Annotated in this window: 21 protein-coding genes; 13 read left to right on the top strand and 8 right to left on the bottom strand. The window is 62.6% G+C overall.

Annotated features, from left to right (window positions below):
* Position 1: 1 nt before the first annotated feature.
* Complete coding sequence (locus HY067_03565; GenBank protein MBI3527023.1) at positions 2-1759, bottom strand: ATP-binding cassette domain-containing protein; 1758 nt, start codon at positions 1757-1759, stop codon at positions 2-4.
* 252 nt (positions 1760-2011) lie between these two features.
* Between HY067_03565 and HY067_03560 the strand changes: the two genes are divergently transcribed.
* Positions 2012-4294 (top strand): NADP-dependent malic enzyme, encoded by a 2283-nt coding sequence (locus HY067_03560; protein MBI3527022.1) that lies wholly within the window; start codon positions 2012-2014, stop codon positions 4292-4294.
* Positions 4295-4540: 246 nt separating this feature from the next.
* On the opposite strand, the gene HY067_03555 is transcribed toward HY067_03560, so the two are convergent.
* The 3 genes from HY067_03555 to HY067_03545 form a co-directional block, all read right to left on the bottom strand.
* The gene (locus tag HY067_03555) at positions 4541-5248 is read right to left on the bottom strand and encodes a hypothetical protein (GenBank protein ID MBI3527021.1); all 708 of its coding nucleotides are present in this window, start codon (positions 5246-5248) and stop codon (positions 4541-4543) included.
* 2 nt (positions 5249-5250) lie between these two features.
* Positions 5251-6693 (bottom strand): aldehyde dehydrogenase family protein, encoded by a 1443-nt coding sequence (locus tag HY067_03550; protein MBI3527020.1) that lies wholly within the window; start codon positions 6691-6693, stop codon positions 5251-5253.
* 185 nt (positions 6694-6878) lie between these two features.
* Positions 6879-7634 carry an XRE family transcriptional regulator gene (locus HY067_03545; GenBank protein MBI3527019.1) on the bottom strand — a complete coding sequence of 252 codons (756 nt, stop codon included), beginning with the start codon at positions 7632-7634 and terminating at the stop codon, positions 6879-6881.
* A gap of 153 nt (positions 7635-7787) precedes the next feature.
* Between HY067_03545 and HY067_03540 the strand changes: the two genes are divergently transcribed.
* Positions 7788-7988, top strand: a complete 201-nt coding sequence (locus tag HY067_03540; protein MBI3527018.1) for a hypothetical protein — start codon at positions 7788-7790, stop codon at positions 7986-7988.
* 79 nt (positions 7989-8067) lie between these two features.
* Here the strand turns inward: HY067_03540 and HY067_03535 are convergent, their stop codons facing one another.
* The 4 genes from HY067_03535 to HY067_03520 are packed head-to-tail and all read right to left on the bottom strand — an operon-like array spanning position 8068 to position 11691.
* A complete protein-coding gene (locus HY067_03535) occupies positions 8068-9207 on the bottom strand; it encodes an ABC transporter permease (protein ID MBI3527017.1) in 1140 nt (379 codons plus the stop codon).
* Positions 9204-10130 carry an ABC transporter ATP-binding protein gene (locus HY067_03530; GenBank protein MBI3527016.1) on the bottom strand — a complete coding sequence of 309 codons (927 nt, stop codon included), beginning with the start codon at positions 10128-10130 and terminating at the stop codon, positions 9204-9206. Before HY067_03530 ends, HY067_03535 begins: the two co-directional genes overlap by 4 nt.
* The gene (locus tag HY067_03525) at positions 10127-11092 is read right to left on the bottom strand and encodes an HlyD family efflux transporter periplasmic adaptor subunit (GenBank protein MBI3527015.1); all 966 of its coding nucleotides are present in this window, start codon (positions 11090-11092) and stop codon (positions 10127-10129) included. The genes HY067_03530 and HY067_03525 overlap by 4 nt, the downstream gene beginning before the upstream one ends.
* Positions 11089-11691 (bottom strand): TetR/AcrR family transcriptional regulator, encoded by a 603-nt coding sequence (locus tag HY067_03520; protein MBI3527014.1) that lies wholly within the window; start codon positions 11689-11691, stop codon positions 11089-11091. Before HY067_03520 ends, HY067_03525 begins: the two co-directional genes overlap by 4 nt.
* Positions 11692-11831: 140 nt before the next feature.
* Between HY067_03520 and HY067_03515 the strand changes: the two genes are divergently transcribed.
* The 11 genes from HY067_03515 (at position 11832) to HY067_03465 (ending at position 24191) form a co-directional block, all read left to right on the top strand.
* Positions 11832-13007, top strand: a complete 1176-nt coding sequence (locus HY067_03515) for a pyridoxal phosphate-dependent aminotransferase (protein ID MBI3527013.1) — start codon at positions 11832-11834, stop codon at positions 13005-13007.
* A gap of 18 nt (positions 13008-13025) precedes the next feature.
* Positions 13026-13499: an OsmC family protein gene (locus HY067_03510; protein MBI3527012.1), complete on the top strand. Its 474-nt coding sequence runs from the start codon at positions 13026-13028 to the stop codon at positions 13497-13499.
* Positions 13500-13970: 471 nt separating this feature from the next.
* The gene (locus tag HY067_03505) at positions 13971-14798 is read left to right on the top strand and encodes an ABC transporter ATP-binding protein (GenBank protein ID MBI3527011.1); all 828 of its coding nucleotides are present in this window, start codon (positions 13971-13973) and stop codon (positions 14796-14798) included.
* A complete protein-coding gene (locus HY067_03500) occupies positions 14788-15708 on the top strand; it encodes an ABC transporter permease (protein ID MBI3527010.1) in 921 nt (306 codons plus the stop codon). The genes HY067_03505 and HY067_03500 overlap by 11 nt, the downstream gene beginning before the upstream one ends.
* A 109-nt stretch (positions 15709-15817) precedes the next feature.
* Positions 15818-16915, top strand: coding sequence for an ABC transporter permease (locus HY067_03495; GenBank protein MBI3527009.1), 1098 nt, complete (start codon positions 15818-15820; stop codon positions 16913-16915).
* 46 nt (positions 16916-16961) lie between these two features.
* Positions 16962-17954 (top strand): ABC transporter substrate-binding protein, encoded by a 993-nt coding sequence (locus HY067_03490; protein ID MBI3527008.1) that lies wholly within the window; start codon positions 16962-16964, stop codon positions 17952-17954.
* 128 nt (positions 17955-18082) lie between these two features.
* Positions 18083-18949, top strand: coding sequence for an acyltransferase (locus HY067_03485; GenBank protein ID MBI3527007.1), 867 nt, complete (start codon positions 18083-18085; stop codon positions 18947-18949).
* Between the two features lie 9 nt (positions 18950-18958).
* Entirely contained in the window at positions 18959-20341 is a 1383-nt protein-coding gene (locus HY067_03480; protein ID MBI3527006.1) for an NAD(P)-dependent oxidoreductase, read from the top strand.
* Positions 20334-21638, top strand: a complete 1305-nt coding sequence (preA, locus tag HY067_03475) for an NAD-dependent dihydropyrimidine dehydrogenase subunit PreA (protein ID MBI3527005.1) — start codon at positions 20334-20336, stop codon at positions 21636-21638. The genes HY067_03480 and preA overlap by 8 nt, the downstream gene beginning before the upstream one ends.
* Before the next feature lie 42 nt (positions 21639-21680).
* Positions 21681-23129 carry a dihydropyrimidinase gene (gene hydA / locus HY067_03470; GenBank protein MBI3527004.1) on the top strand — a complete coding sequence of 483 codons (1449 nt, stop codon included), beginning with the start codon at positions 21681-21683 and terminating at the stop codon, positions 23127-23129.
* A 288-nt stretch (positions 23130-23417) separates the two neighbouring features.
* Positions 23418-24191 (top strand): hypothetical protein, encoded by a 774-nt coding sequence (locus tag HY067_03465; protein ID MBI3527003.1) that lies wholly within the window; start codon positions 23418-23420, stop codon positions 24189-24191.
* The last annotated feature ends 120 nt before the right edge of the window (positions 24192-24311 follow it).

The raw sequence follows: 24311 nt of genomic DNA, 5'->3' as shown, positions 1-24311 counted from the left end.
ATCAGACACCGAACTGCAGTTCGGCGAGCCGGGCGTAGAGGGGATTGGAGGCAAGTAGTTCTTCGTGCGTGCCCGCCCCGATGAGCCGGCCCCGGTCGATCACCGCGATGCGATCCACGCTTTTCACTGTGGACAACCGGTGCGCGATGATCAGCGTGGTGCGTGACTCCATCAGCCGCTCGAGTGCGATCTGCACCATGCGTTCAGACTCGGAGTCGAGCGCGGACGTGGCTTCGTCCAGCAGCAGGATCGGGCGATTCGACAGAACCGCGCGGGCGATCGCCAGTCGCTGGCGCTGGCCACCCGACAAGCGCACGCCACGCTCGCCCAGGTAAGTGTCGAATCCCTCCGGCAGGCGCTCGATGAATTCCGTGGCGAACGCCGCATCGCAGGCCTGCCTGACATCGGAATCGGCCGCGTCGGGCCTGCCGTAGCGTACGTTCTCAGTGACGCTGGCCGCGAAAATCGCCGGCTCCTGCGGCACCAGCGCGATGCGGTTGCGCAGCTGCATCGGATCCACGCGCCGGATGTCGACGCCGTCGATGCGAATCGTGCCGCGCTGCGGATCGTAGAAGCGCAGCAGCAACTGGAACACCGTCGACTTGCCCGCGCCCGATGGCCCCACCAGCGCCAGCTTTTCGCCGGGCGCGATATCCAGCGTGAAGTCTTGTATCGCGGCACTGGCGGGTCGGGACGGATAGTGGAAAGTCAGCGCGTCGAACTCGACCGATCCGACCGCCGGCTGCGGAAACGCAAGCGGATTCTCCGGTACGACGACCGCGGGATTCGTGTCGAGGATTTCGATCAGCCGTTCGGCGGCGCCGGCGCCGCGCTGCAGGTCGCCCATGACTTCGCTCAGCGCCGCCGCCGCGCCGGCCACCATCGCGGCATAAAATACGAAGGCGGACAACTCGCCCGCGGTCAGCTTTCCGGCCAGCACGTCGTGCCCACCGATCCAGAGGATGATGCCGATGCCGGCGAACACCAGCACGATCACCGCCGATATCAGCGATGCGCGCACCTGGATGCGCTGCCGCGCGGTATCGAACGCGGCCTCGATGCGGCGGCCGAACAGCTTGCGGTCGGTTTCCTCGTGGCCGTAGGCCTGCACGGTGCGGATCTCGTGCAGCGCTTCGTCCACATAGGCGCCGAGGTCCGCGACGCGATCCTGGCTGGCGCGCGCCAGCTTGCGCACGCGGCGGCCGAACAACACGATCGGAACGATCACAACCGGCACAGTGAGCAATACCAGCAGCGTGAGCTTCCAACTGGTGAGCGTCAGCATGACCAGCGCGCCGGCTCCGAGCAGGCCGTTGCGCAACGCCATCGACACGCTGGTGCCGACGATCTGCTCGAGCAGCGCGGTATCCGTGGTCAACCGCGAAATCATCTCGCCGGTGCGGGTCTGCTCGAACCAGGCGGGCGACAGCGTAAGCAAGTGCGAAAACACCTTGCGGCGGATGTCCGCGATCACGCGCTCGCCCAACCAGGAAATCAGATAGAAGCGCACCCAGGTCGCGCTCGCCATCACCACGATCACCGTCAACAGGAAGAACAACCCCTGGTTCAGCGCTGCCGGATCGCCACCGGAAAAGCCGCGGTCGACCACTTGTTTGAGTCCCTGGCCGATGACCAGGAAACAGCCGGCGGACACGATCAACGCGAGGCTGAAAAGGACCATGCGCCGCCGATAAGGCGTCGCGAAACGCAACAACACCGACAGCGCGCGCAGGCTGGCTGCAACGCGGACGGGCGGCATCGGCTCGGAAAGGTTATGCGCTTCGGAGTTCATGCTTACCTGGGTTGTGATTGCCGGAGCAAAATTGGGGGGTCCGCCTGCAAGCGGTCGATAGAATAACGCGAAGCAGGATGCTCGCGGCGCAGCAAAGGTTGCTGCGCCCAACCCGGCGCGAGTTATCCCGCATTGTGAAATTCATAACCGGATGATGACAAATCGGGCGCCCCGAGTATCATCGCCGTTATAAAAATCCATCTACAGGAGGAGCGCATCATGAACGACCAGCTCGAAGCGGCGGCGATCGAGTATCACGAGAAACCGACGCCTGGAAAAATATCCGTTACCCCGACCAAGGGGCTCATCAATCAGCGCGATCTTGCGCTCGCTTATTCTCCAGGCGTTGCCTATGCCTGCAAGGCCATCGAAGCCGATCCCTCACGCGCTGCACGACTGACCTCGCGCGCCAACCTGGTCGGCGTGATCACCAACGGCACCGCGGTGCTTGGACTGGGCAACATCGGCCCGCTCGCCGGCAAGCCGGTGATGGAAGGCAAGGGCTGCCTGTTCAAGAAATTCGCCGGCATCGACGTGTTCGACATCGAGCTCGCCGAAAACGATCCCGACAAGCTGGTGGACATGATCGCGGCGCTCGAACCGACGTTGGGCGGCATCAACCTCGAGGACATCAAGGCGCCCGAATGTTTCTACATCGAGCGCAAGCTGCGCGAGCGCATGAAGATACCGGTGTTCCATGATGACCAGCACGGCACCGCGATCATCGTCGGCGCGGCAGTGAGCAACGGACTCAAGGTAGTAAACAAGAAAATCGGCTCGGTGAAGCTGGTGTGCTCCGGCGCCGGCGCCGCGGCCATCGCCTGCCTCGATCTGCTGTGCGGCCTGGGACTCAAGCGCGAAAACATTTTCGTCTGCGACTCGAAAGGCGTGATCTATGAGGGCCGCGACGACAAAATGGAGCCGAACAAGGCCCGCTATGCATGCAAGACCGACGCCCGCCAGCTCGCCGACGTGATCGCCGGCGCCGATATCTTTCTCGGCCTGTCCGGGCCCGGCGCAATGAGGCAGGATTGGGTCAAGAAGATGGCCGACAGGCCGATGGTGTTCGCGCTTGCCAATCCCACGCCGGAAATCCTGCCGGAGGAGGTCAAGGCGGTGCGGCCCGACGCAATCATCGCCACCGGCCGCTCGGACTATCCGAACCAGGTCAACAACGTGCTGTGCTTCCCGTTCATCTTCCGCGGCGCGCTCGACGTCGGCGCCACCAAAATCACCGAGGAAATGAAGCTCGCCTGCGTGCACGCCATCGCCGAGTTGGCGCAGGCCGAACAATCCGACGTGGTGGCAATGGCCTATGGGGGCGAGAACCTGTCCTTCGGTCCGGATTACATCATTCCCACGCCCTTCGATCCGCGGCTCATTACCCGTATCGCACCGGCGGTGGCGAAAGCGGCGATGGAAAGCGGGGTCGCCACTCGGCCCATCGCCGATCTGGAGGCCTACCGCGAGCAACTCACCAACTTCGTCTATCAGTCCGGCTTCTTCATGAAGCCGGTGTTCGCCGCGGCAAAAAAAACACCCAAGCGCGTGATCTATGCCGAGGGCGAGGACGAACGGGTATTGCGCGCCGCGCAGGTCGTGGTGGACGAGAAGCTCGCACGGCCTATCCTGATCGGGCGTCCGGAAGTGGTGGAGACGCGCATCGAGCGCTTCGGCCTGCGGCTCGCGCCGGGTCGGGATTTCGAGCTGGTGAACCCGGAGTCCGATACCCGCTACAAGGAGGTATGGACCGAGTACTACAAGTTGATGCGCCGGCGCGGCGTGTCTCCGGATGACGCAAAGGTGCATGTGCGCCAGTCCAATACTTTGATCGGGGCCATGCTGTTGCGCCGGGGGGACGGCGACGCATTGTTGTGCGGTACCTTCGGCCGGCACAAGGACCATCTGCGGCATGTCGCCAACATCATCGGCCTGAGGCGCGGTTCCAGCGTTTTTGCGGCGATGAACGTGTTGATGCTGCCGAAGCGCACCGTGTTCATCAGCGATACCTATGTCAACGAAGATCCGTCGGTCGAACAACTGACCGAAATCACCGTAATGGCGGCCGAGGAAGTGCGCCGCTTCGGCATCGCGCCGAAGGTGGCGCTGCTTTCGCACTCGAATTTCGGCTCCGACGATTCTCCCTCGGCGCTGAAGATGAGCCAGGCGCTGGATGCGATCGAGCGGATTGCGCCGGAACTGGAAATCGACGGCGAGATGCATGCCGATGCGGCGCTCTCGGAAGCGATCCGGTCGCACGTTCATCCCGACGGCCGACTCAAGGGCGAAGCCAACATCCTGATCATGCCCAACCTCGACGCCGCCAACATCTCCTTCAACCTGCTCAAGATGCTCGGAGGGGAAGGGATTACGGTCGGCCCCATCCTGCTCGGAGCGGCGATGCCGGTTCACATCATGACGCCCAGCGCGACGGTGCGGCGCCTCGTCAACATGACGGCGTTATGCTCCGTGGACGCGAGTGCTCAAGCGCAGTCTTCCTAGGGCGACTGGGAACCTGAAGCCTGCGCCAATGTCAGACACGGCAGTAAGGTATCTAAAACCGCGCTGGCACGCATGTCTTATGGCCTGCTTATGGCCTGCCTGTCCGGGCGGTCCCGCTGGTCTCCTTCTTACCTTTCCCGGGAAAGGCTGTTGGTTGGAGGGAAACAAGTCTTCGATGCCGGTTGCATCGGCAACGGAGCAAAAAAGGGCGCCGCGAGGCGCCCTTTTTTCTTGTCCCGGCAACGCTTACTTCAGCACGAATTCGACCAGTTCCAGTTCCGCGGCGCCTGTATTGGTGAAGGTCACTGCGGTGGTCTGCGGTTGGAACACGAATTGTGCCGGCGCAAGATGCATTTCGGTTTGCGTGCCCTCGGTTTCATGCACCATTTTTCCCTCGCCCATCGCCACGCGGATACTCGGGCCTGGTATCGTCAGCGGACCGATCGTTGCCCCGGGTGCGAGCTTGACGCGGTAAGCGCCGACGCGCGCGTTGTCGAGCGCGGTCTCGGCGCCGGTCAAGGTCGGCAATGCTGCGTTCGGCGCTGCGGGATCCTCCATCGGCTTGAGCAGTTCGATGCCGATCGCGCGGAACGTGCCCGGCCCGCGATTGATGAAGCGATGCGTGTAGGCGCCTTTCGAGGAGGCGTTGTAGTAACCGATGAAGCCCGCCTGCATTTTCACGTCCCTGGGTTCCTGCCCGTGGATCTGGTTGTAGAGCGTGACACTTGTCACCAGTACGTAGGGATAGTCGAGCGAATGGGTGTGATACAGCGTCTGTTCGCCCTCCGGAATTTCGACGTCGATGATGCGCACCCATTCGTTTTCCAGCTTGACCACATGGCGCGGCTCCTCATTGGCCGGCACGATGCGCTCATCGTCGGCCGCGAAGACACCACTGCACGCCAGGCACAACAATGCCGCCGATGCGCCGGATCGAAGACGTCGCCGGTTCATGCTCAGGCCAGCACGTAGCTGGTTTTCACCGTGGTGAAAAACTCCGCCGCGTAGCGTCCCTGCTCGCGCGGACCGTAGCTCGAGCCCTTGCGTCCGCCGAAAGGCACGTGATAGTCCACACCCGCGGTCGGCAGGTTCACCATGACCATGCCGGCCTGCGCGTTCTTGCGGAAATGCGAGGCCTGTTTCAGGGAGGTCGTGACGATGCCGGATGAAAGGCCGAACGGCGTGTCGTTGGCGACCGCCAGCGCTTCCTCGTAATCCTTCACCGCCACCACCGAAGCGACCGGACCGAACACTTCCTCGCGGTTGATGCGCATGGTGTTCACGGTCTCGGTGAACAGCGCCGGCTCCAGATAGAAGCCGTCGGTTTCGCGCTTGACCGGATTTCCGCCGAAAGCAAGCTTGCCGCCTTCCTTCTTGGCTTCCTCTATATAGAAGAGGTCCTGGTTGAGCTGGTTCTTGTCCACCACGGGGCCGATGTCGGTGCCCTGCTTGAGCGCGTTGTCGACTTTCACGCCCTTCAGGCGCTCGACTACCGCCGCAACGAATTTGTCATGAATGCCCTTGGTCACGATCAGCCGCGACGAGGCCGTGCAACGCTGGCCGGTCGAAAAGAACGCGCCATTGACCGCGCATTCGACCGCGGTCTTCAGATCCGCGTCGTCGAGCACCACCAGCGGGTTCTTGCCGCCCATTTCGAGCTGGAACTTGGCCATGCGCGCGATCGCCTTGGCGGCGACCTGCCTGCCGGTCTCGACCGAGCCGGTAAAAGTGATGGCATCGACGCGCTTGTCGTTGACCAGCACTTCGCCGACGACGCTGCCGCGGCCCATGACAAAATTGAAAACGCCCTTCGGAACGCCGGCGTCGACGAGGATCTTTGCAATCGCGTGCGCCATGCCCGGCACCAGATCGGCCGGCTTGAACACCACGCAGTTGCCGTAGGCCAGCGCCGGCGCGATCTTCCATGCGGGAATGGCAGCCGGGAAATTCCACGGCGCGATGATGCCGACGACACCGACCGGTTCGCGCGTGAGTTCGACGTCGATGCCGGGACGCACGGACGGTATCAGTTCGCCGGAACGGCGCAGCACTTCGCCGGCAAAGAATTTGAAGACGTTCCCCGCCCGGACCACTTCGCCGATGCCTTCCGGCAGCGTCTTGCCTTCTTCGCGCGACAGCAGTTTGCCGAGTTCGTCCTTGCGCGCGATGATCTCGTTGCCGACCTTGTCGAGCAGGTCGGCGCGTGCCTGCACGCCAAACGTCGCCCATGCCGGGAAGGCGGCGCGTGCCGCTTCCACTGCCCGCTCGGCCTGTACCTTGTCCGCTTGCGCGTATTCGGCAATGACGTCACCGGTGTCGGACGGATTGACGTCCTTCGACATCGTGGCGCCGGCAACCCATTCGCCGGCGATGTAATTCTGCAGTTGTGTTGTGCTCATAACTCCTCGTTGGATTTTGTTATCAGGCTTGATTTGGTCCCGGACCAGCGGGCCGGAAGCACTAGCCGCTTGAACCCTAGCCCCTAGTCCCTCTTCCCTAGCCCCTGGCGAAGCGCCGCGCTCAATCGCACGCTCCGCGACGCCGACGATGCTAGCACGGCCGTGAACCCGGAGTCAGGACCCCTTCAGGCAGCGGCGCGCGTCCGACGCTTGCGGCGCAGCTTGTTGAAGTCATCCAGCTCCCAGGGACGCAGCGCGAGCACCACGCTGGCCGGGCGGCGTTCGCCGATCAACAGCTGCTTGTCGTCGTTGTGCAGTTCGGAGAACTCGCTCGCCAGCTTGCGCAGTTTGGCAACGACCTGTGCGCTCGATGCCGGCGAAAGCATGGCATTGATCACCATGATGATCTCGTTCGGGCCGTCGAAGCGGGAACGGAAGTATTCGTGCTGGGCCTGCGTCTTGAAGTACTGCAGGATGGGCCCATTCGGCAGCCAGGCAAAATTGGGCGACACCTTGAGCTTGATGCGGTTGTTGGGCATCAGTTCGAGGAACTTGATCTTGTCCAGCTTGAGCAGCAACTGGATGCACTCCGATTTCGGGACGTCGTAGGTCGCGAGAATCTGTTCCAGGGTCATGTGATTGAGCGTGCAGACAGCGACCAGGAACAGCTTGGCGTTGCCCACGACTTCACGTTCCTGCTCGAGCGTCAGGTGGGAGATGTAGTTCTTCTCGCTGTCCACCTCCCGCGCCAGTTCGGTCAGGCCGAGCCCCGCGATCTGACAAACCTGCTCGAAACGCTCCAGCGTGAAGTGATGCGACGAAAACATGCGCTTGACGCTGGCCTCGCTCATCTTGAGCCCGCGCGCCACGTGCGCATAGGTCAGCTTCTTTGCCTTGAGCGAGCGCTTCAGCGCCTCCACCACCGCGACTGCCTGCGACATGGTCCCTCCCCCGGGAAGCCTGAAAGGCTAACCAGATGATACCGCGAGGCGCCGAGGTAGCAACCCCTTTCATAACGCTTCCATGACGTCGCGCTGCTGAGCAACATGGCGCCGCGCCCGCCGATCAACCGCAGCAGCCAGGAGGCAACAAGGATGAAAACCCAGACTTTGTTCACTGCTTTCGCCATCGCCCAGACGCGCACCCGCGACGCAGCGCCTGTTCCGGCGCGATTCGGCCCGGGCTCCACCGACGATACGACGCTGCTCACCGCGCTGCGCAACAGCGCCACCGATCGCGATCAGATCATCCAGCGTCGTATCGGAATGATCACGGCGGCTGCAAACCACATGTAGCGCACTTCACCACCTGTGCGGGTGGGGTCCAAAAGCCTCACCGCTTCGGCCGGTCCTGGTCCAGGGACCGGCCGTTTTTTTAGTCCAACGTTCTTCGATACGCCTTGAGCCCCACCCCCAGCACCACCGCCATGAACAACAGGATCGGCCAGAGTTGCGGCCACAGGTCGTAGATTCCATTTCCCTTGAGCATCAGCCCGCGCACCAGCGAGAGAAAATGCGTCAGCGGCAGCACGTTGCCGATCACCTGCGCCCAGTCGGGCATGCCGCGGAACGGAAACATGAATCCCGACAGCAGCATCGAAGGCAGGAAGAAGAAGAAAGTCATCTGCATGGCCTGCAACTGATTCCTGGCGAGCGAGCTGAACGTAATGCCGAGCGTCAGGTTCGCCGCGATGAAAATCAGCACCACGCCGTACAGCAACAGAATATTGCCCTGCATCGGCACCGAGAATATGTAGCGCGCCGCCAGCAGCACCAGCGTGACCTGGATCAGGCCTATGAGAATGTAGGGAACGATTTTCCCGGTCATCACCTCGATCGGCAGCGCCGGCGTGGCGAGCAGATTCTCGAAGGTGCCGCGCTCCCGTTCGCGGGTCATCGCCAGCCCGGTCATCAGCACCATGGTCATGGTCAGGATCACGCCAAGCAAACCGGGCACGATGTTGTAGGCCGTCACGCCTTCCGGGTTGTAGCGGCGATGGATGCGCAGATCCACGGCAGGCAATGCCGGCGCCTGATCACCCAGCACGCCTTTCAGATCGTGCGACAGCGCGGTTTCGATCGACGGCCCGAGCGCCGCAATCGCATTGCCGGTGGCCGACGGATCGGTTGCATCGGCCTCGATCAGCAGCGTCGGCCGCCCGCCGCGCACCAGGTCACGCTCGAATCCCGCCGGGATGGTGACGACGAACTGCACCTTGCCATGCGCCAGCAAGTCCTCGAGCTCCGCTTCCGTGGATACCTGCCGTACCACCCTGAAGTAGCCGCTGGTTTGCAGGGCGGCCACGATCGTGCGGGCGTACTGGCTGTTGTCCTGCGACAGTACCGCGGTCGGCAGCGACTTCGGATCGGAATTGATGGCGAAACCGAACAGCAGCAACTGGATCACGGGGATGCCGACGATCATGCCGAAGGTGAGCCGGTCGCGCCTGAGCTGGATGAACTCCTTGACCACGATACCGATCCAGCGCGAAAAGGAGAAACGGTTGAACTTCATTGGAAGTTATCCGCCACGTTATCCATCAGGTGGATGAATACGTCTTCCAAGGTCGCGTTGGTCCGCTGCCAGCGATAACGCGGGTCATCCTTGAACGGCGCGATCGCTGCGTCCAGCGCCGCTGCATCCAGGCCGGTGACGTGAAGCGTCGAACCGAACGGTGCGACTTGCCCGACGCCGGGCAGTTCGCGCAATTGATTTTCCAGCAAATGCAGATCCTGGCCCGACACCATCCACGTTACCAACTGTTGCTGGGCGATCACTTCCTCGACCGTGCCCGAGGATAGCAGCCTGCCGTAGGCGATGTAGGCCAGCCGGTGGCAGCGCTCGGCTTCGTCCATGTAATGCGTGGAAACCAACACCGAGATGCCGCCGGCGGCCAGCGCATGGATCTGTTCCCAGAAATCGCGACGCGCCTTCGGATCGACACCCGCGGTCGGCTCGTCGAGCAACAGCAGTTTCGGGTTGTGCAGCATGCAGGCGGCCAGTGCCAGTCGCTGCTTCCATCCGCCCGACAGCGAGCCGGCAAGTTGTCGTTGGCGCGCGCTCAGTCCGAGTTGCGCGATCGCAGCGTCAACCGCCTGGCGGCGGTTCGGCATGCCGTACATGCGTGCGACGAAATCCAGGTTCTCGCGGATCGTGAGGTCTTCCCACAGCGAAAAGCGCTGCGTCATGTAGCCGGCTTCGCGCTTGATCGCCGCGGTCTCGCGAATCACGTCGTAGCCGAGGCAGGTGCCGCTGCCGCTGTCCGGGGTCAGCAATCCGCACAGCATGCGGATGGACGTGGTCTTGCCGCTGCCGTTGGGACCGAGGAAGCCGAAGATCTCGCCGCGCTTTACCCTGAGGGAGAAATCCCTGACGACGTGTTTGTCGCCGAAATGCTTGTTCAGCCCCTGCACGTCGATGACGTAACCGGCGTTCACAGGGTGACATCCACGGGCTGTCCGGGCTTCAGGCGCACCGCGTCGGCCGCCGCAGGCCGCGCTTCCACCATGAAGACCAGCTTGGCGCGCGACTCCTTGCTGTAAATGACCGGAGGCGTGAACTCGGCTTTCGGCGAGACATAGCTGATGGTTGCGGCGATTGGCGCACCGCAACCGTCGCAACTGGCTTTCGCGCCCTGGCCGGTGTGCAACTGACCGACCACGGCTTCCGGCACGAAGAAGCGTAACTTGATATTGGCAGGCGGCAGAAGGCTGACCACCGGTTTGCCGGCGGGCACCCACTCGCCCTGCACGAAGAAGGTGTCCTGCACGAGTGCAGCCTGCGGCGCGCGCTGGGCTTTCTGCGCGAGTTTCCAGTCGGCCTGCGCCACTACCGCTTTGGCGGCGTCGATTTCCGCCTGCGCCGCGGCGAGTTCGCCGGTACGTCCGACGCTCTGCCTCGCGACCCGGATCTGCGCCTGAGCCTGTTCCACGCGCGCCCGATCGCGTGCGAGGTTGGCCTTGGCTTCGTCCAGCCCCGCTGACGAGATGAATCCGCTTTCGAACAATTGCTGATTGCGCGCGAGCTGCGAAGCCGAAAGCTTGCGCGCGGCCTCGGCTTGCTCCGCTTCGGCGATCAAGGTCTCCAGTTCCGGCGCGCGCTGTCCCTTGCGCAGGTTCTCCAGCTTGGCCTGCGCGGCACGCAATCTCTCCTCGGCTTCGCGCTTTTCCGCCGTTTCGTTTTCGCGCTCCAGCGTGAACAACGCCGCGCCGCTCTCGATATTCTGCCCGCGCGCGACATTCAGCGACTGCAGCGACCCCGCATCCGGCGATGCAACTAGCACATACTCGCCTTCGACATAACCCTGGTAGGCGACAGCTTTCGGTTCGCCGCAACCCGCCGCCAGGAGCGCGATCGGGGCGATAAAAATAAAGCGACAACTGCGTAAAGCGGCCTTCATTTCCTTCTCCGTTGACGTTCCTGCGGAGGTACGGGCTCGCCCCCGGGCAGAAAGGTCTCGATCGCAATGCGCGCAATCTCGGCGCATTCGCGCCTGGAGTTCGCGTCGTCCCGCGCGACATTCAGAATAGTGGCGCCTACGAAGAGCATGTGCAGCGCCACAATATTGATTTGATCCGGTTCCCTGCCGAGCAGTTGTGCGACATCGGTCATCGCGGCGCGTACGCGCACGATGAAGTCGCGCAGGAACTGCTTGATCTCCCGGTCTTGCTCCGAACTGACGATCAGCCCGAGCATGACACGCGCGCGCCGCTTGTCGGCCAGCGCTTCGCCGGCGAACTGCGCGAACAGTTCAGGCGTCAGCTTCCCCGCCGATGCACCGGCCACCAGCGAACCGAGCAGGGTCTCGATGGAATGCACCGCGACCGCCTTCAACAGCTCGCTGCGGGTCGGAAAGTAATAAGTCAGGTGGCTCTGGCGCACCCCGGCCGCCCTGGCGATCTTGGGCTGCGTCACTTCCATGAAGCCATGCTCGGCCATCAGGGCGAGGGCGGCATCGAGGATTCTCTGTCTCACGTCGGTTGCGTTGTCCGGGGCCATCGCCGTTCCTTGGTATGATTACCAAAAAGTTTGGTACAATTACCAAACCCTGTCAAGCCCCCCACTACCTCTCCCCGCCCGGTGGGGGAGAGGTGGGCCTCCGGTATGAGAAAATGCCGCTCCTTCCGAGATTCAGGCCTATGAACGTCAGTTCCCTAGCCGCCCGCCCCGCCGTCCAGGCCCTGCGCAACTCCAAGATCCGCGAAGTCGCCAATGCCGCAATGGGAGGAAAAGACCTGCTCGCTTTCTGGTTCGGCGAGCCTGACGAAGTGACCCCCGAGTTCATTCGCCAGGCCGGCATCGAGGCGCTGCAGCGGGGCGACACCTTCTATACGCAGAATTTCGGCATTCCCGAACTGCGCGATACGATCGCCGCCTACGTGTCGCGGCTGCACGGCTCGCAGGTCGAGGCGGCCCCCGACAACATCGCGGTCACCAATTCGGGCATGTCGGCATTGATGCTGACGACCCAGGCACTGATTGGTCCGGGCGACCGCGTCGTGATCGTCACGCCGGTGTGGCCCAACCTGGTGGAAATCCCCAGGATCCTCGGCGCGCAAGCACTGACCTTCCCGCTGACTTTCAGCGCAAACGGTTGGGCACTCGATCTGGAACGCCTGCTCGATGCGCTGACTCCCGGCACGCGTGCGATCTACATCAACTCGCCGAACAACCCGACCGGCTGGACCGTCAGCCGGGAGGAGCAGACCGCGATCCTCGCGCATTGCCGCCGGCACGGCATCTGGATGCTCGGCGACGACGCCTACGAGCGCCTCTACTACGGCAATGGCGTGGCTCCCTCGTTCCTGGACATCGGCAATGCCGAGGACCGCATCGTCAGCACCAATACGTTCTCCAAATCCTGGCTGATGACCGGCTGGCGGCTGGGCTGGATCGTGGCGCCCCGGGAATTGATGCCGGGAATCGGCACGCTGATCGAGTACAACACATCCTGTGCACCCGGATTCGTCCAGCGCGCCGGCATCGTCGCCATCGAGCAGGGGGATGCGGTGATTGCGCGCACGCAGCGGCGTTTTCACAAAGCACGCGATTTTCTTTCCGCGCAACTGCGGGAAATTGCGGACATCGAAGCGCCGCTGCCTGCAGGCGCGATGTACACCTTCTTCAGGGTGCGCGGCGTGACGGACAGCCTGGCGTTTTGCAAGCGCCTGGTCGCGGAGACGGGACTCGGGCTGGCGCCGGGCATTGCCTTCGGACCGGAAGGCGAAGGCTTTGTCCGCTGGTGCTTCGCGGCCAGCGAAGACCGCTTGGCGCTAGGCATCGAACGCTTGAAGAAGTTCATCGCTCATCGCTAATCTGTTACAGGAGCTGGCATGGCCAAGCATCATCACTACGAAACCACGGTGCGCTGGACCGGCAACATGGGCACGGGCACGTCCGCGTATCGCGCCTACAGCCGCAATCATGAAATCCGCGGTCCGGGCAAACCGGCGATACCGGCGTCGTCCGATTCGGCATTTCATGGCGACGCATCGCGATACAACCCGGAAGAATTGCTGGTCGCCTCGCTGTCGACCTGCCACATGCTCTGGTATCTGCATGTGTGTGCGGTCAACAAGGTCGTCGTGCTCGACTACGAGGATCAGGCGGGTGGGATCATGGAAGAAACCGGAGACGGCGGTGGTCGTTTTCTGGAAGTGACGCTGCGGCCGCAGATAACGGTCACACCGGAATCGGATCTCGAAACCGCCAGGCGGCTGCATCACGATGCGCACGAGAAATGTTTCATCGCCAGCTCGGTGAATTTCCCGGTGGGCTGCGAACCCGTCATCCGTCACCCGACGTAGCTCTGCCGCCTGAGACCGCGGCCGAGGGACGAGGGCCGAGGTTCGAGGTTCGAGTAGGTGCCTGATGCCTTTTTCCACTCGGCCCTCGAACCTCGGCCCTGTAGTCGATCACCACACCCGTCATCCGTAACCTGTCACGGTCCCTCCCTGGCGCCACACGCCGGTGCACGGCTAGTCCGGTCCGCACCACCGATAGGCGCGTGGACTCCGCCTTCGTCGCGGAGTAGGCTGTCGGAATCCGAATTGCGCTTAGGATTCGACGCGCCAGGCTTCGGATCGCGGCGCCGCGCTGGCACAAAACCGTGGCACAGCGATTGCGTTAGCAGAGCGACTGTGTATTGGCACAGCGGTTGCGTACTAGCGGAGCACAAACGTCGTGTCCCAACTTCAGTTCATCCCTCGAGAGTGGTTTGTACGGTGACCGCAGTGTCGACTCCTGACAAGGCTTTTGCATTGCCCGAACGGGCTGCCGTGCGCGCCGCATCACCGCTACAAGCAGTGGAGAAATTCGCCGAACCGTCCGGGATTGCCGTCAATATCAGCGGGCTTTCGTTGACGTTTCAAACCGCCGATGCGCCGGTCACCGCGCTCGAAAACATCGACCTGCAGATCCGGCGCGGCGAATTCGTCTCTTTCATCGGTCCCTCCGGATGCGGCAAGACGACGCTGATGCGCGTCATCGCCGATCTGGCGACACCGAGCGCCGGCCGCATCACGGTCAATGGCGTCAGTCCGGAACAGGCGCGTCTCAAGCGTGCATACGGCTATGTGTTCCAGGCGCCGGCGCTCTACGCGTGGCGCAATGTGTTGCGCAACGTGCTGCTGCCCCTGGAAATCATCGGCATACCGGCCGCGGAGCGCAAGGTCCGAGCCGCCGCATATCTTTCCATGGTCGGCCTGGCGGGATTCGAGCGGAAATTCCCGTGGCAATTGTCCGGTGGCATGCAGCAACGCGTTTCCATCGCGCGCGCGCTCGCCTTCGAACCCGAACTCCTGCTGATGGACGAACCGTTCGGGGCACTGGACGAGATCACCCGCGATCACCTCAACGAGCAACTGCTGCAGCTATGGCATCAGACCGGGAAGACCGTCGTGTTCGTCACGCATTCGATCTCGGAAGCGGTATTCCTGTCGAACCGGATCGTCGTGATGAGTCCGCGGCCCGGGCGCATCCTGGAAATCGTCGAAAACAAGCTGCCGCCCGATCGCGGTCTGGACATTCGCGACACGACCGGCTTCCTGGAAGTGGCGCACCGCGTGCGCCAGGCGTTGCGTGCCGGACACAGTTATGACGACTGAGGTCTCCGCATTGCCCGCGGCCGCCTGGACGACAGCGGGAACCCGGTTCACATTTCACGCTGCGCCGGTGGTGGCGGTCCTCGCGATCGTGGTCGTGGGCTGGTACGCGCTCGCCGTATGGCTCAACGCGCCGCAGGTGATCGACCGTTTCGCGCGCGACGGTGGCAACTGGACGGTTCGACAACTGGTCGATGCGACCTGGTCGATGGAGCGACCGGTGCTGCCGGCGCCGCATCAGATCGCGCGGGATTTCTATCAGACGGTTTTCGCCACCCCCATCGACAGCAAGCGCAGCCTGATCTATCACGCCGGCGTGACCGTGTCCGCGACCCTGCTCGGCTTCGTTCTCGGCGCAGCGCTCGGGATTGCGCTCGCCATCGGCATCATTCATCTGCCGATGCTCGATCGCAGCCTGCTGCCGTGGATCATCGCCTCCCAGACCGTGCCGATACTCGCGATCGCGCCGATGATCGTCGTCGTGCTCGGCAATCTGGGCTTCGGCGGGCTGTTACCAAAGGCGATCATCTCGATGTATCTGTGTTTCTTTCCGGTCACCGTCGGTGTGGTCAAGGGGCTGCGCTCGCCCGATCCCCTGCAACTGGATCTGATGCGCACCTACAGCGCCAGCCGCGCCCAGGTATTCCGCAAACTGCGCTGGCCCTCTGCCACCGGGTTCCTGTTCGCCAGTCTGAAAGTGGCGATTGCGGCGAGCCTGATCGGCGCCATCGTCGGCGAATTGCCCACCGGCGCACAAGCGGGCCTGGGAGCAAGGCTGCTGAGCGGGTCGTATTACGGACAGACGATGCAGATCTGGTCGGCATTGATCATGGCGTCACTGGTCGGCGTGGTCCTGGTGTCCATGGTTGCCGTTGCCGAACGACTGGTCATGAGCAGGCAGGGGGCGGCATGAGCAGGAAGCAGGGGCCCCATTCCATGGGGATGCGACCGCCCGCGATTGCCGCCGGACACCGACAGCTCGATGCACGCATGCTACTTGCGGTGAAGGAGGTGGCCCCCGCATGAACGCCAGCCGCCGCACTTACCTGATCGCCATCATCCTGATGGCCGCCGGCCTGATGGTGCCGGCGGGGGGCGCGAGCTGGATGGCCAATACCGCCGCGTTCGCCTTTGCGCTGATTGCCTGCGCGGGAGCGGTGCTGTGTCTGTGGCCGCGCTCTTTCGCGGTCGATCATGTGGCCGCCGCGGTAGGCTTGATTGCTGGCGCAGCGGGAACACTGATCCTCCTTGGCGGACCAGGCCCCTTCGGCATGCAGGCGCCGGGACTGTGGTTGTTCGTCGCCGGCTGGACGCTGTTTCTCTGGCAGCGGCTCGACGTTCTTGCGCGGTCGACAGGCCACGGCGTCGCCGCGCTGCTCGCACCGGGATTGTTCGGGCTGGCGCTGTTGTATCTCTGGCAGGTCGTGGTGACCGGCTTCGCGGTTCCGCAGGTATTGCTACCCTCGCCGTCGCAGGTAGCGACGGTACTCGGTAATCGCGCCGACATCCTGTGGCCGGACTTCCGGCAGACGTTCATGAAGGCGGTGCTTGCTGGTTTCGCGATCGGCAACGCCGCCGGCTTCGTCACCGCAATGATCGCGGACCGCATCGCCTTCCTCAAGCGCGGTGTGCTGCCGCTGTGCAATCTTGCGAGCGCGATGCCGATCGTCGGCATCGCGCCTATCATGGTGATGTGGTTCGGGTTCGACTGGCAGTCGAAAGCGGCGGTAGTCACCGTGGTGACCTTCTTCCCGATGCTGGTCAACACGCTGGCCGGCCTGGCCTCGGTCGACGCCATGCAGCGCGATCTGATGCATTCCTATGGCGCCAGCTTCGGCCAGACCTTCGCCAAGCTGCGCTTGCCCTCGGCGCTGCCGTTCGTGTTCAATGCACTCAAGGTCAATTCCACGCTGGCGCTGATCGCCGCGATCGTCGCCGAGTTCTTCGGTTCGCCGATACTGGGGTTGGGTTTTCGCATCAGCACGGAAGTGGCAAAACTAAATGTCGATGTCGTCTGGGCGGCGATCGCGGTCGCCGCCCTGGCTGGATCGGTTTTCTATGGCGCGATCGCCGCGATCGAACGGGTTTGCACGTTCTGGCACCCGTCCTATCGCGGGTGATCGCATTTCGCAGTTACGTTTTTTGGCGGAACTCAGGAGAGGAAAAATGAAAAGCCGCAATTTTTTGTTGGGTCTGGCACTGTTTGCGTTCGGTAACAGCATCGCCTTCGCGCAGGACAAGCTGACGTTGCAACTGAAGTGGGTGACCCAGTCGCAGTTCGCCGGCTATTACGTGGCGAAGGACAAGGGCTTCTACAAGGAGGCGGGCCTGGACGTGACGGTCAAGGCCGGCGGTCCGGACATCAATCCGAGCCAGGTGATCGCCGGCGGCGGCGCCGACGTGATCGTGGACTGGATGCCTTCCGCGCTCGCCACGCGCGAAAAGGGGGTGCCGCTCGTCAACATCTCGCAGGTGTTCAAGCGCTCCGGGATGATGCTGACCTGCCGCAAGGATTCCGGCGTGAAGACGCCGAAAGACTTCGCCGGACGCACGCTCGGCGTCTGGTTCTACGGCAACGAATATCCCTTCCTGTCGTGGATGGACAAGCTCGGCTACAAAACTTCCGGCGACGCCAATGCGGTCAAGGTACTGAAGCAGGGCTTCAACGTCGATCCGCTGCTGCAGAAGCAGGCCGACTGTATTTCGACCATGACGTATAACGAGTACTGGCAGGTGATCGAATCCGGCATGAAGGCCGACGACCTGATCGTCTTCAAGTACGAAGACCAGGGCGTGGCGACGCTGGAAGACGGCTTGTACACGCTGGAGAAATCGCTCGCCGACGCGAAGATGGCGGACAAGCTTGCGCGCTTCCTGAAGGCCTCGCTGAAAGGCTGGGACTACGCCATCAAGCATCAGGAAGAAGCGGTTAAGATCGTGCTCGAGAACGACGCTTCCGGCGCCCAGACCAAGGGGCATCAGACCACGCAGATGAGCGAAATCGCCAAGCTGGTGGAAGGCGGCAAGCTGGGCTTCCTGGAGCCGGCGGCCTACGATCGCACGGTCAAGACGCTGCTGACCGGCAAGTCCGATCCGGTCATCAGCAAGAAACCGCAGGGTGCGTGGACGCACAAGGTGTGGGAAGCCGCGCAGAAATAAGCGGCGCCACTGTTCGATTGCGCCGCTTTCCCTCATCCCAACCCTTCTCCCGGAGGGAGAAGGGCTTTTCCTCCCTCTCCCTCCGGGAGAGGGACCGAGGGTGAGGGCACGAGGAGAAAGGAAAGAGCATGACAACATTGAAAGCGGGACTGATCCAGATGGGTCTCAAGGGCGACACCGGCATGTCGCCCCAGCAAATCCGCGACAAGATGGTGGAAGCGCATCTGCCGCTGATCGATGCGGCGGGCAAACAAAGCGTGCAGGTACTGTGTTTCCAGGAAGTCTTCACGCAGCCGTATTTCTGTCCGAGCCAGGACAAGAAGTGGTATCGCGCCGTCGAGAAAATTCCCGATGGCCCGACCACTCAGTTGATGCGCGAATACGCGAAGAAATATTCGATGGTGATCGTCGTGCCGATCTTCGAAGAGGAGATGACGGGCGTTTACTACAACGCGGCCGCGGTCATCGACGCGGACGGCACATTCCTCGGCAAGTACCGCAAGAACCACCTCCCGCAGGTGGCGGGCTTCTGGGAGAAATTCTTCTTTAAGCCGGGCAACCTGGGCTACCCGGTATTCCAGACCGCGTATTGCAAGCTCGGTGTCTACATCTGCTACGACCGGCATTTCCCGGAAGGCTGGCGCGCGCTGGGATTGAACGGCGCCGAGTACGTGGTGAACCCTTCGGCGACGGTGGCCGGCTTAAGCCAGTACCTGTGGGAAATCGAACAACCCGCCGCGGCGGTGGCAAACGGCTATTACGTCGGCGCGATCAATCGCGTCGGCACCGAGTCCCCATGGGACATCGGCAAGTTCTACGGTTCCAGCTACTTCGTGAACCCACGCGGCAAGATCGTCGCGCAGGCGAGCGGCGACAAGGATGAGCTGCTGGTGGCGGACCTGGACCTGGAGATGGTGCGCGAAGTGCGCGAACTGTGGCAGTTCTTCCGCGACCGGCGGCCGGAAAGCTACGGCGCGATCAGCGCGGCGCTGTAGAGGAATCCCGTGGGCGACATCCGCGACAAACGACTTCCGCCCGAACAGTACGCGCGCAATTTCGCGGACTCGCACCCACCGCTGACTCCGGCGCAGGCGCTGGTCGAGGCCGACCGCTGCTACTTCTGCTACGACGCGCCGTGCGTGCAGTCCTGTCCGACGGCCATCGACATCCCGAGCTTCATCCGCAAGATCGCCACCGGCGATCCCAAGGGCGCGGCGAAGGACATCCTGACGCAGAACATCATGGGCTCGGTGTGCGCCCGCGTCTGTCCGACCGAGGTGCTGTGCGAAGGTGTGTGCGTGCGAACGGCACAGGAAGAACGTCCCGTCAGGATCGGGGCCTTGCAGCGCTACGCGACGGACTGGCTGTTCGATGCGGGCGTGCAGTTGTTCAAGGCCGGTCCGGCGAGCGGCAGGCACGTTGCAGTAGTCGGCGGCGGGCCGGCCGGGCTGGGCTGTGCCCACCGGCTGGCGACGCTGGGCCACAAGGTTACGGTGTTCGATGCGCGGCCGAAGCTCGGCGGCCTGAATGAATATGGCGTCGCCGCTTACAAAGTGACCGGCGGTATCGCGCAGCACGAAGTGGACTATCTGCTGGCTGTCGGCAACATCGACGTGCAAACCGGAAAAGTCCTCGGGCGCGACATCGCGCTCGCGCAACTGCGCCGCGATCACGATGCGGTCTTCCTCGGCATCGGCCTCGCCGGCGTGAACGGGCTCGGCATCGAGGATGGCGGGATTTCGGGCGTACACGACGCCATCAAGTACATCGAGACCCTGCGCCAGGCGAAGGATCTGTCCGCGCTGCCGGTCGGGCGCAGGATCGTCGTCATCGGCGGCGGCATGACGGCGATCGACATCGCCTGCCAGACGAAGCGCCTCGGCGCGGAAGACGTGACCATCGTCTATCGTCGCGGCGCAGAACAGATGGGCGCGAGCCATAAGGAACGGGACTGGGCGCAGGTCAACGGCGTGCGCATCAAGCACTGGTCGCAGCCGCTGCGGCTGGTCACCGCGAACGGAGCGCTCACCGGCATCGAGTTCGAATATACGAAGGCGCAGGCGAGCGGCCGTCTTGCCGGCACCGGCGAGAAATTCACCCTGGAGGCGGACATGGTGTTCAAGGCCATCGGCCAGGTGCTGGTCACGGACCCTTTCGTCGAAGGCGGCAAACAGGTGCTGGAAATGCGCGACGGCCGCATCGAGGCCGATGACGACGGCCAGACTTCGCTTGCCGGTGTCTGGGCCGGCGGCGACTGCGTGGCAGGCGGGCTCGACCTCACGGTCGCGGCAGTGGAAAACGGCAAGCGCGCCGCCGCATCGATAGACGCCTGGTTTCATAACAACGTGCTGCGCGCCGCGCCGGCCAAAGGAGCTGCCCATGGCTGACCTGTCTTCTTCTTTCGTCGGCATCCCCTCGCCGAATCCCTTCTGGCTGGCGTCCGCGCCGCCGACCGACAAGGCCTACAACGTGCGCCGCGCCTTCGAAGCCGGCTGGGGCGGCGTGGTCTGGAAGACGCTCGGCGAAGATCCGCCGATCGTGAATGTCAGCGGGCCGCGCTATGGCGCGGTGTTCGGTAACGACCGCCGGCTCATCGGCTTCAACAACATCGAGCTCATCACCGACCGGCCGCTGATGACGAACCTGAACGAGATCCGCGAGATCAAGCGCGAGTGGCCGGACCGCGCGCTGGTCGTGTCGCTGATGGTGCCCTGCGAGGAACAATCCTGGAAGCACATCCTGCCGATGGTCGAGGACACCGGCGCCGACGGCATCGAACTGAACTTCGGCTGCCCGCACGGCATGTCCGAGCGCGGCATGGGCGCGGCGGTCGGCCAGGTGCCGGAGTACGTCGAGATGGTGACGGCCTGGTGCAAGCAGTACAGCCGCCTGCCGGTGATCGTCAAGCTCACGCCGAACGTGACCAATATTCTCACGCCGGCGCGGGCCGCGAAAAAAGGCGGCGCGGACGCCGTGTCGCTGATCAACACCATCAGTTCGATCGTCAACGTCGATCTGGACCTGATGTCGCCGGGACCCAGCGTGGGCGGACGCGGCGCGCACGGCGGCTATTGCGGTCCGGCGGTGAAGCCGATCGCGCTGCGCATGGTCGGCGAGATCGCGCGCGATCCGGAATGCGCCGGACTGCCGATCTCCGGCATCGGCGGCATCGAAGCCTGGCGCGATGCGGCGGAATATATGGCGATGGGCGCGGCGAACGTTCAGATCTGTACCGCGGCGATGGTGTACGGCTTCAAGATCGTCGAGAGCATGATCGATGGCCTGAACAACTGGATGGACGGCAAAGGCTATCGCAGCGTGCCGGAATTCGTGGGCAAGGCCGTGCCGAATTTCGTGGACTGGGAGCACCTGAATCTGCGCTATGTGGCCAAGGCCCGCATCGACCAGGATCTTTGCATCAAGTGCGGCCGCTGCTACATTGCCTGCGAGGACACGTCGCACCAGGCCATCTCGAAGGAAAAGGACGGCCGGCGCCACTTCGAGGTGATCGACAAGGAATGCGTCGGCTGCAACCTGTGCGTGAACGTCTGTCCGGTCGAGGGTTGCCTGACCTTGGTGACATTACCGGACGGCGCAATCGACCCGCGCACCGGTGACAAGGTCGGCGGCTATGGCGACTGGACCACGCATCCGAACAATCCGAGCCGGATCGCAACATCCTGACCTTTCGTACAAGCATCAGCGACTGAACAAGGAGGACACATCATGTCTGTATTCATCCGAGGCGGCACCGTAGTCAACGCAGATCGCAGCTTCCGTGCGGACGTCGTGTGCGACGGCGGCAAGATCGTCGCGGTCGGCGAGAACATCAAGGCGCCGGCCGGCGCGCAGACCATCGACGCCGGCGGCCAATACGTCCTGCCCGGCGGCATCGACCCGCATACGCACATGGAACTGCCCTTCATGGGCACGGTGGCGAGCGAAGATTTCCTGTCGGGAACCTCCGCCGGCCTCGCCGGCGGCACGACGATGATCATCGATTTCGTCATTCCGTCGCCGAAGGAAAACCTGCTCGAGGCCTTCCACAAGTGGCGCGGCTGGGCGAAGAAATCCGCCGCCGACTACAGCTTCCACGTCGCGGTGACCTGGTGGGACAAGACCGTCCATGACGACATGGGCACGCTCGTGGCGAAGCACGGCGTCAACAGCTTCAAGCATTTCATGGCGTACAAGAACGCCATCATGGCCGACGACGAAGTGCTGGTGAACAGCTTCAGCCGCGCCCTGGAACTCGGCGCGATGCCCACGGTGCACGCGGAAAACGGCGAACTCGTGTTCCAGTTGCAGAAGAAGCTGCTCGACATGGGCATCACCGGTCCCGAAGGCCATGTGCTGTCGCGCCCGCCGGAAGTCGAAGGCGAAGCGGCGAACCGCGCCATCAGCATCGCCGGCGTGCTCGGCGTGCCGCTTTATATAGTGCACGTCTCCTGCAAGGACTCGCTGGACGCGATCACGCGCGCGCGCAACGCAGGCCGCCGCGTGTACGGCGAATGCCTGGCCGGCCACCTGCTGATCGACGACAGCGTCTACTGGAACAAGGACTGGTTCACGGCCGCTGCCCACGTCATGAGCCCGCCCTTCCGCCCGAAGGAGCACCAGGAAGCACTCTGGCGCGGACTGCAATCCGGGAATCTGCAAACGACGGCGACCGACCACTGCTGCTTCTGCGAACCGCAGAAAGCGGCGGGCCGCAACGACTTCAGCAAGATTCCCAATGGCACCGGCGGCGTCGAAGACCGCATGACCGTGCTCTGGCATCACGGCGTCAATACCGGGCGGCTGACGCCGAGCGAGTTCGTGCGTGTGACCTCGACCAATGCCGCGCAGATCTTCAACATCTATCCGCGCAAGGGTTTCGTCGGCGTGGGCGCGGATGCCGATATTGCCGTCTGGGATCCGGAAGCCACGCGCAAGATCTCCGTGAAGACGCATCACCAGAAAGTCGACTACAACATCTTCGAAGGCATGACCGTGAAAGGTGTGCCGAGCTATACGCTGTCGCAGGGACGCGTCTGCTGGGCCAACGGCAAACTCGATGTCGTCGAGGGCAGCGGGCGCTATGTCGATCGGCCGCCTTTCCCGATTTCGTACGAGGCGGTCGCGAAGATGAATCAGGCGAAGGCGCCGCGGGCGGTGGTGAGAAGCGCGGCCTGAATATCTAGTACCCCAAGCGCAGGGGCGTTGACGCAAATACCCTACGTGCCCAGCACGTCGGAGTACCCTTTTAGGGCGCAAAGGAAGGGCAAGAAAGGACGCAAAGGAACGCGAAAGACAGAATATTTTTCTTCGATCGATACCAGCAGCGGGGAGGGGGAGCGGGGCCAGGAATCTTCTTTCGAATCTTCTTTAAGAACTAGAGTTCCCGGATACTGGGTTGTTGCCAGGTCACGAGAGCAAGTATTTCAACGTCCAACTCGATCAACAATTTGAACGGTTTGATAAATGCGTTCTAAAGCTCCAATGGCTTCCAAAGGAAGGTCATGGGGCCATCTCACGCCCGAAGAGCGGCGGATAGGGAACACGGTTTATCAGAACTTCTTTTCTAGCTTCGATAAGGATTGGTATCTTTCCCCTCTTAGGGATGCGGCGGGTAAGCTGCCCGGGACGTATAAGTCCGCAGGGGAAGCGTTTGTTGGAAATATTGACGCTCTGATTGCTGTTGTCGCTCTACCGATTACGTTTGCGAGCAATCGTGCGAGCGACATGCGATTTCAGCAACTACTAATGGCGGAACGAATTCGGAAAATACCTCTTGAGGTATCGGAGGGCGAATGCAGCGGCGATATGTCTCCAGAGCTCGAGGAGGCAGCTTTAGAAAGCACACGGAAGAAGTTTTCTGATGAATTTGAGTCAACTGACGGGCTACGCAGTCTCGCCTTTCAAGCCTATAGGTATTTGACTTCTAGTTTGGAAAACGAGGAGTTCCGCACAGCATCGATCGAACTACTCCTCCAAGGGGCGGTGCTAGCTTGGGGCGCTGTCGAAGTTCTTTCGCGCGACATATTTATGGCACATGTAAATGCACATCCAGAGGTTTCACAGGAGCTCGCTACTCATCCAAACACCAAAGGAAGGTTTAGTCTGAAATCGATTGACCTTTCAGAGCTTGCAGCCCATCGATTTGATCTGTCGCAAAGTATGGGGACCTTTTTATTGAGTGGCTCTGATTTTAGCGATTTAGCGACAATCAAAGATAGGCGATTACGCAGTACTTGACTAATACGTCAAGACCGGTTTATCCTAAAAATCGACAGGCCGGTTTTCTGATATGGGGAGCGCCAGCGATGTTGCTGGCGCTAGTCCTCGTCTGCCTCATTGCCTGTTTCGTGGGCCGCC

This window comes from Betaproteobacteria bacterium, from assembly GCA_016194905.1.
Classification (GTDB): domain Bacteria; phylum Pseudomonadota; class Gammaproteobacteria; order Burkholderiales; family JACQAP01; genus JACQAP01.
This window is presented reverse-complemented; position numbering and strand designations above follow the sequence as displayed.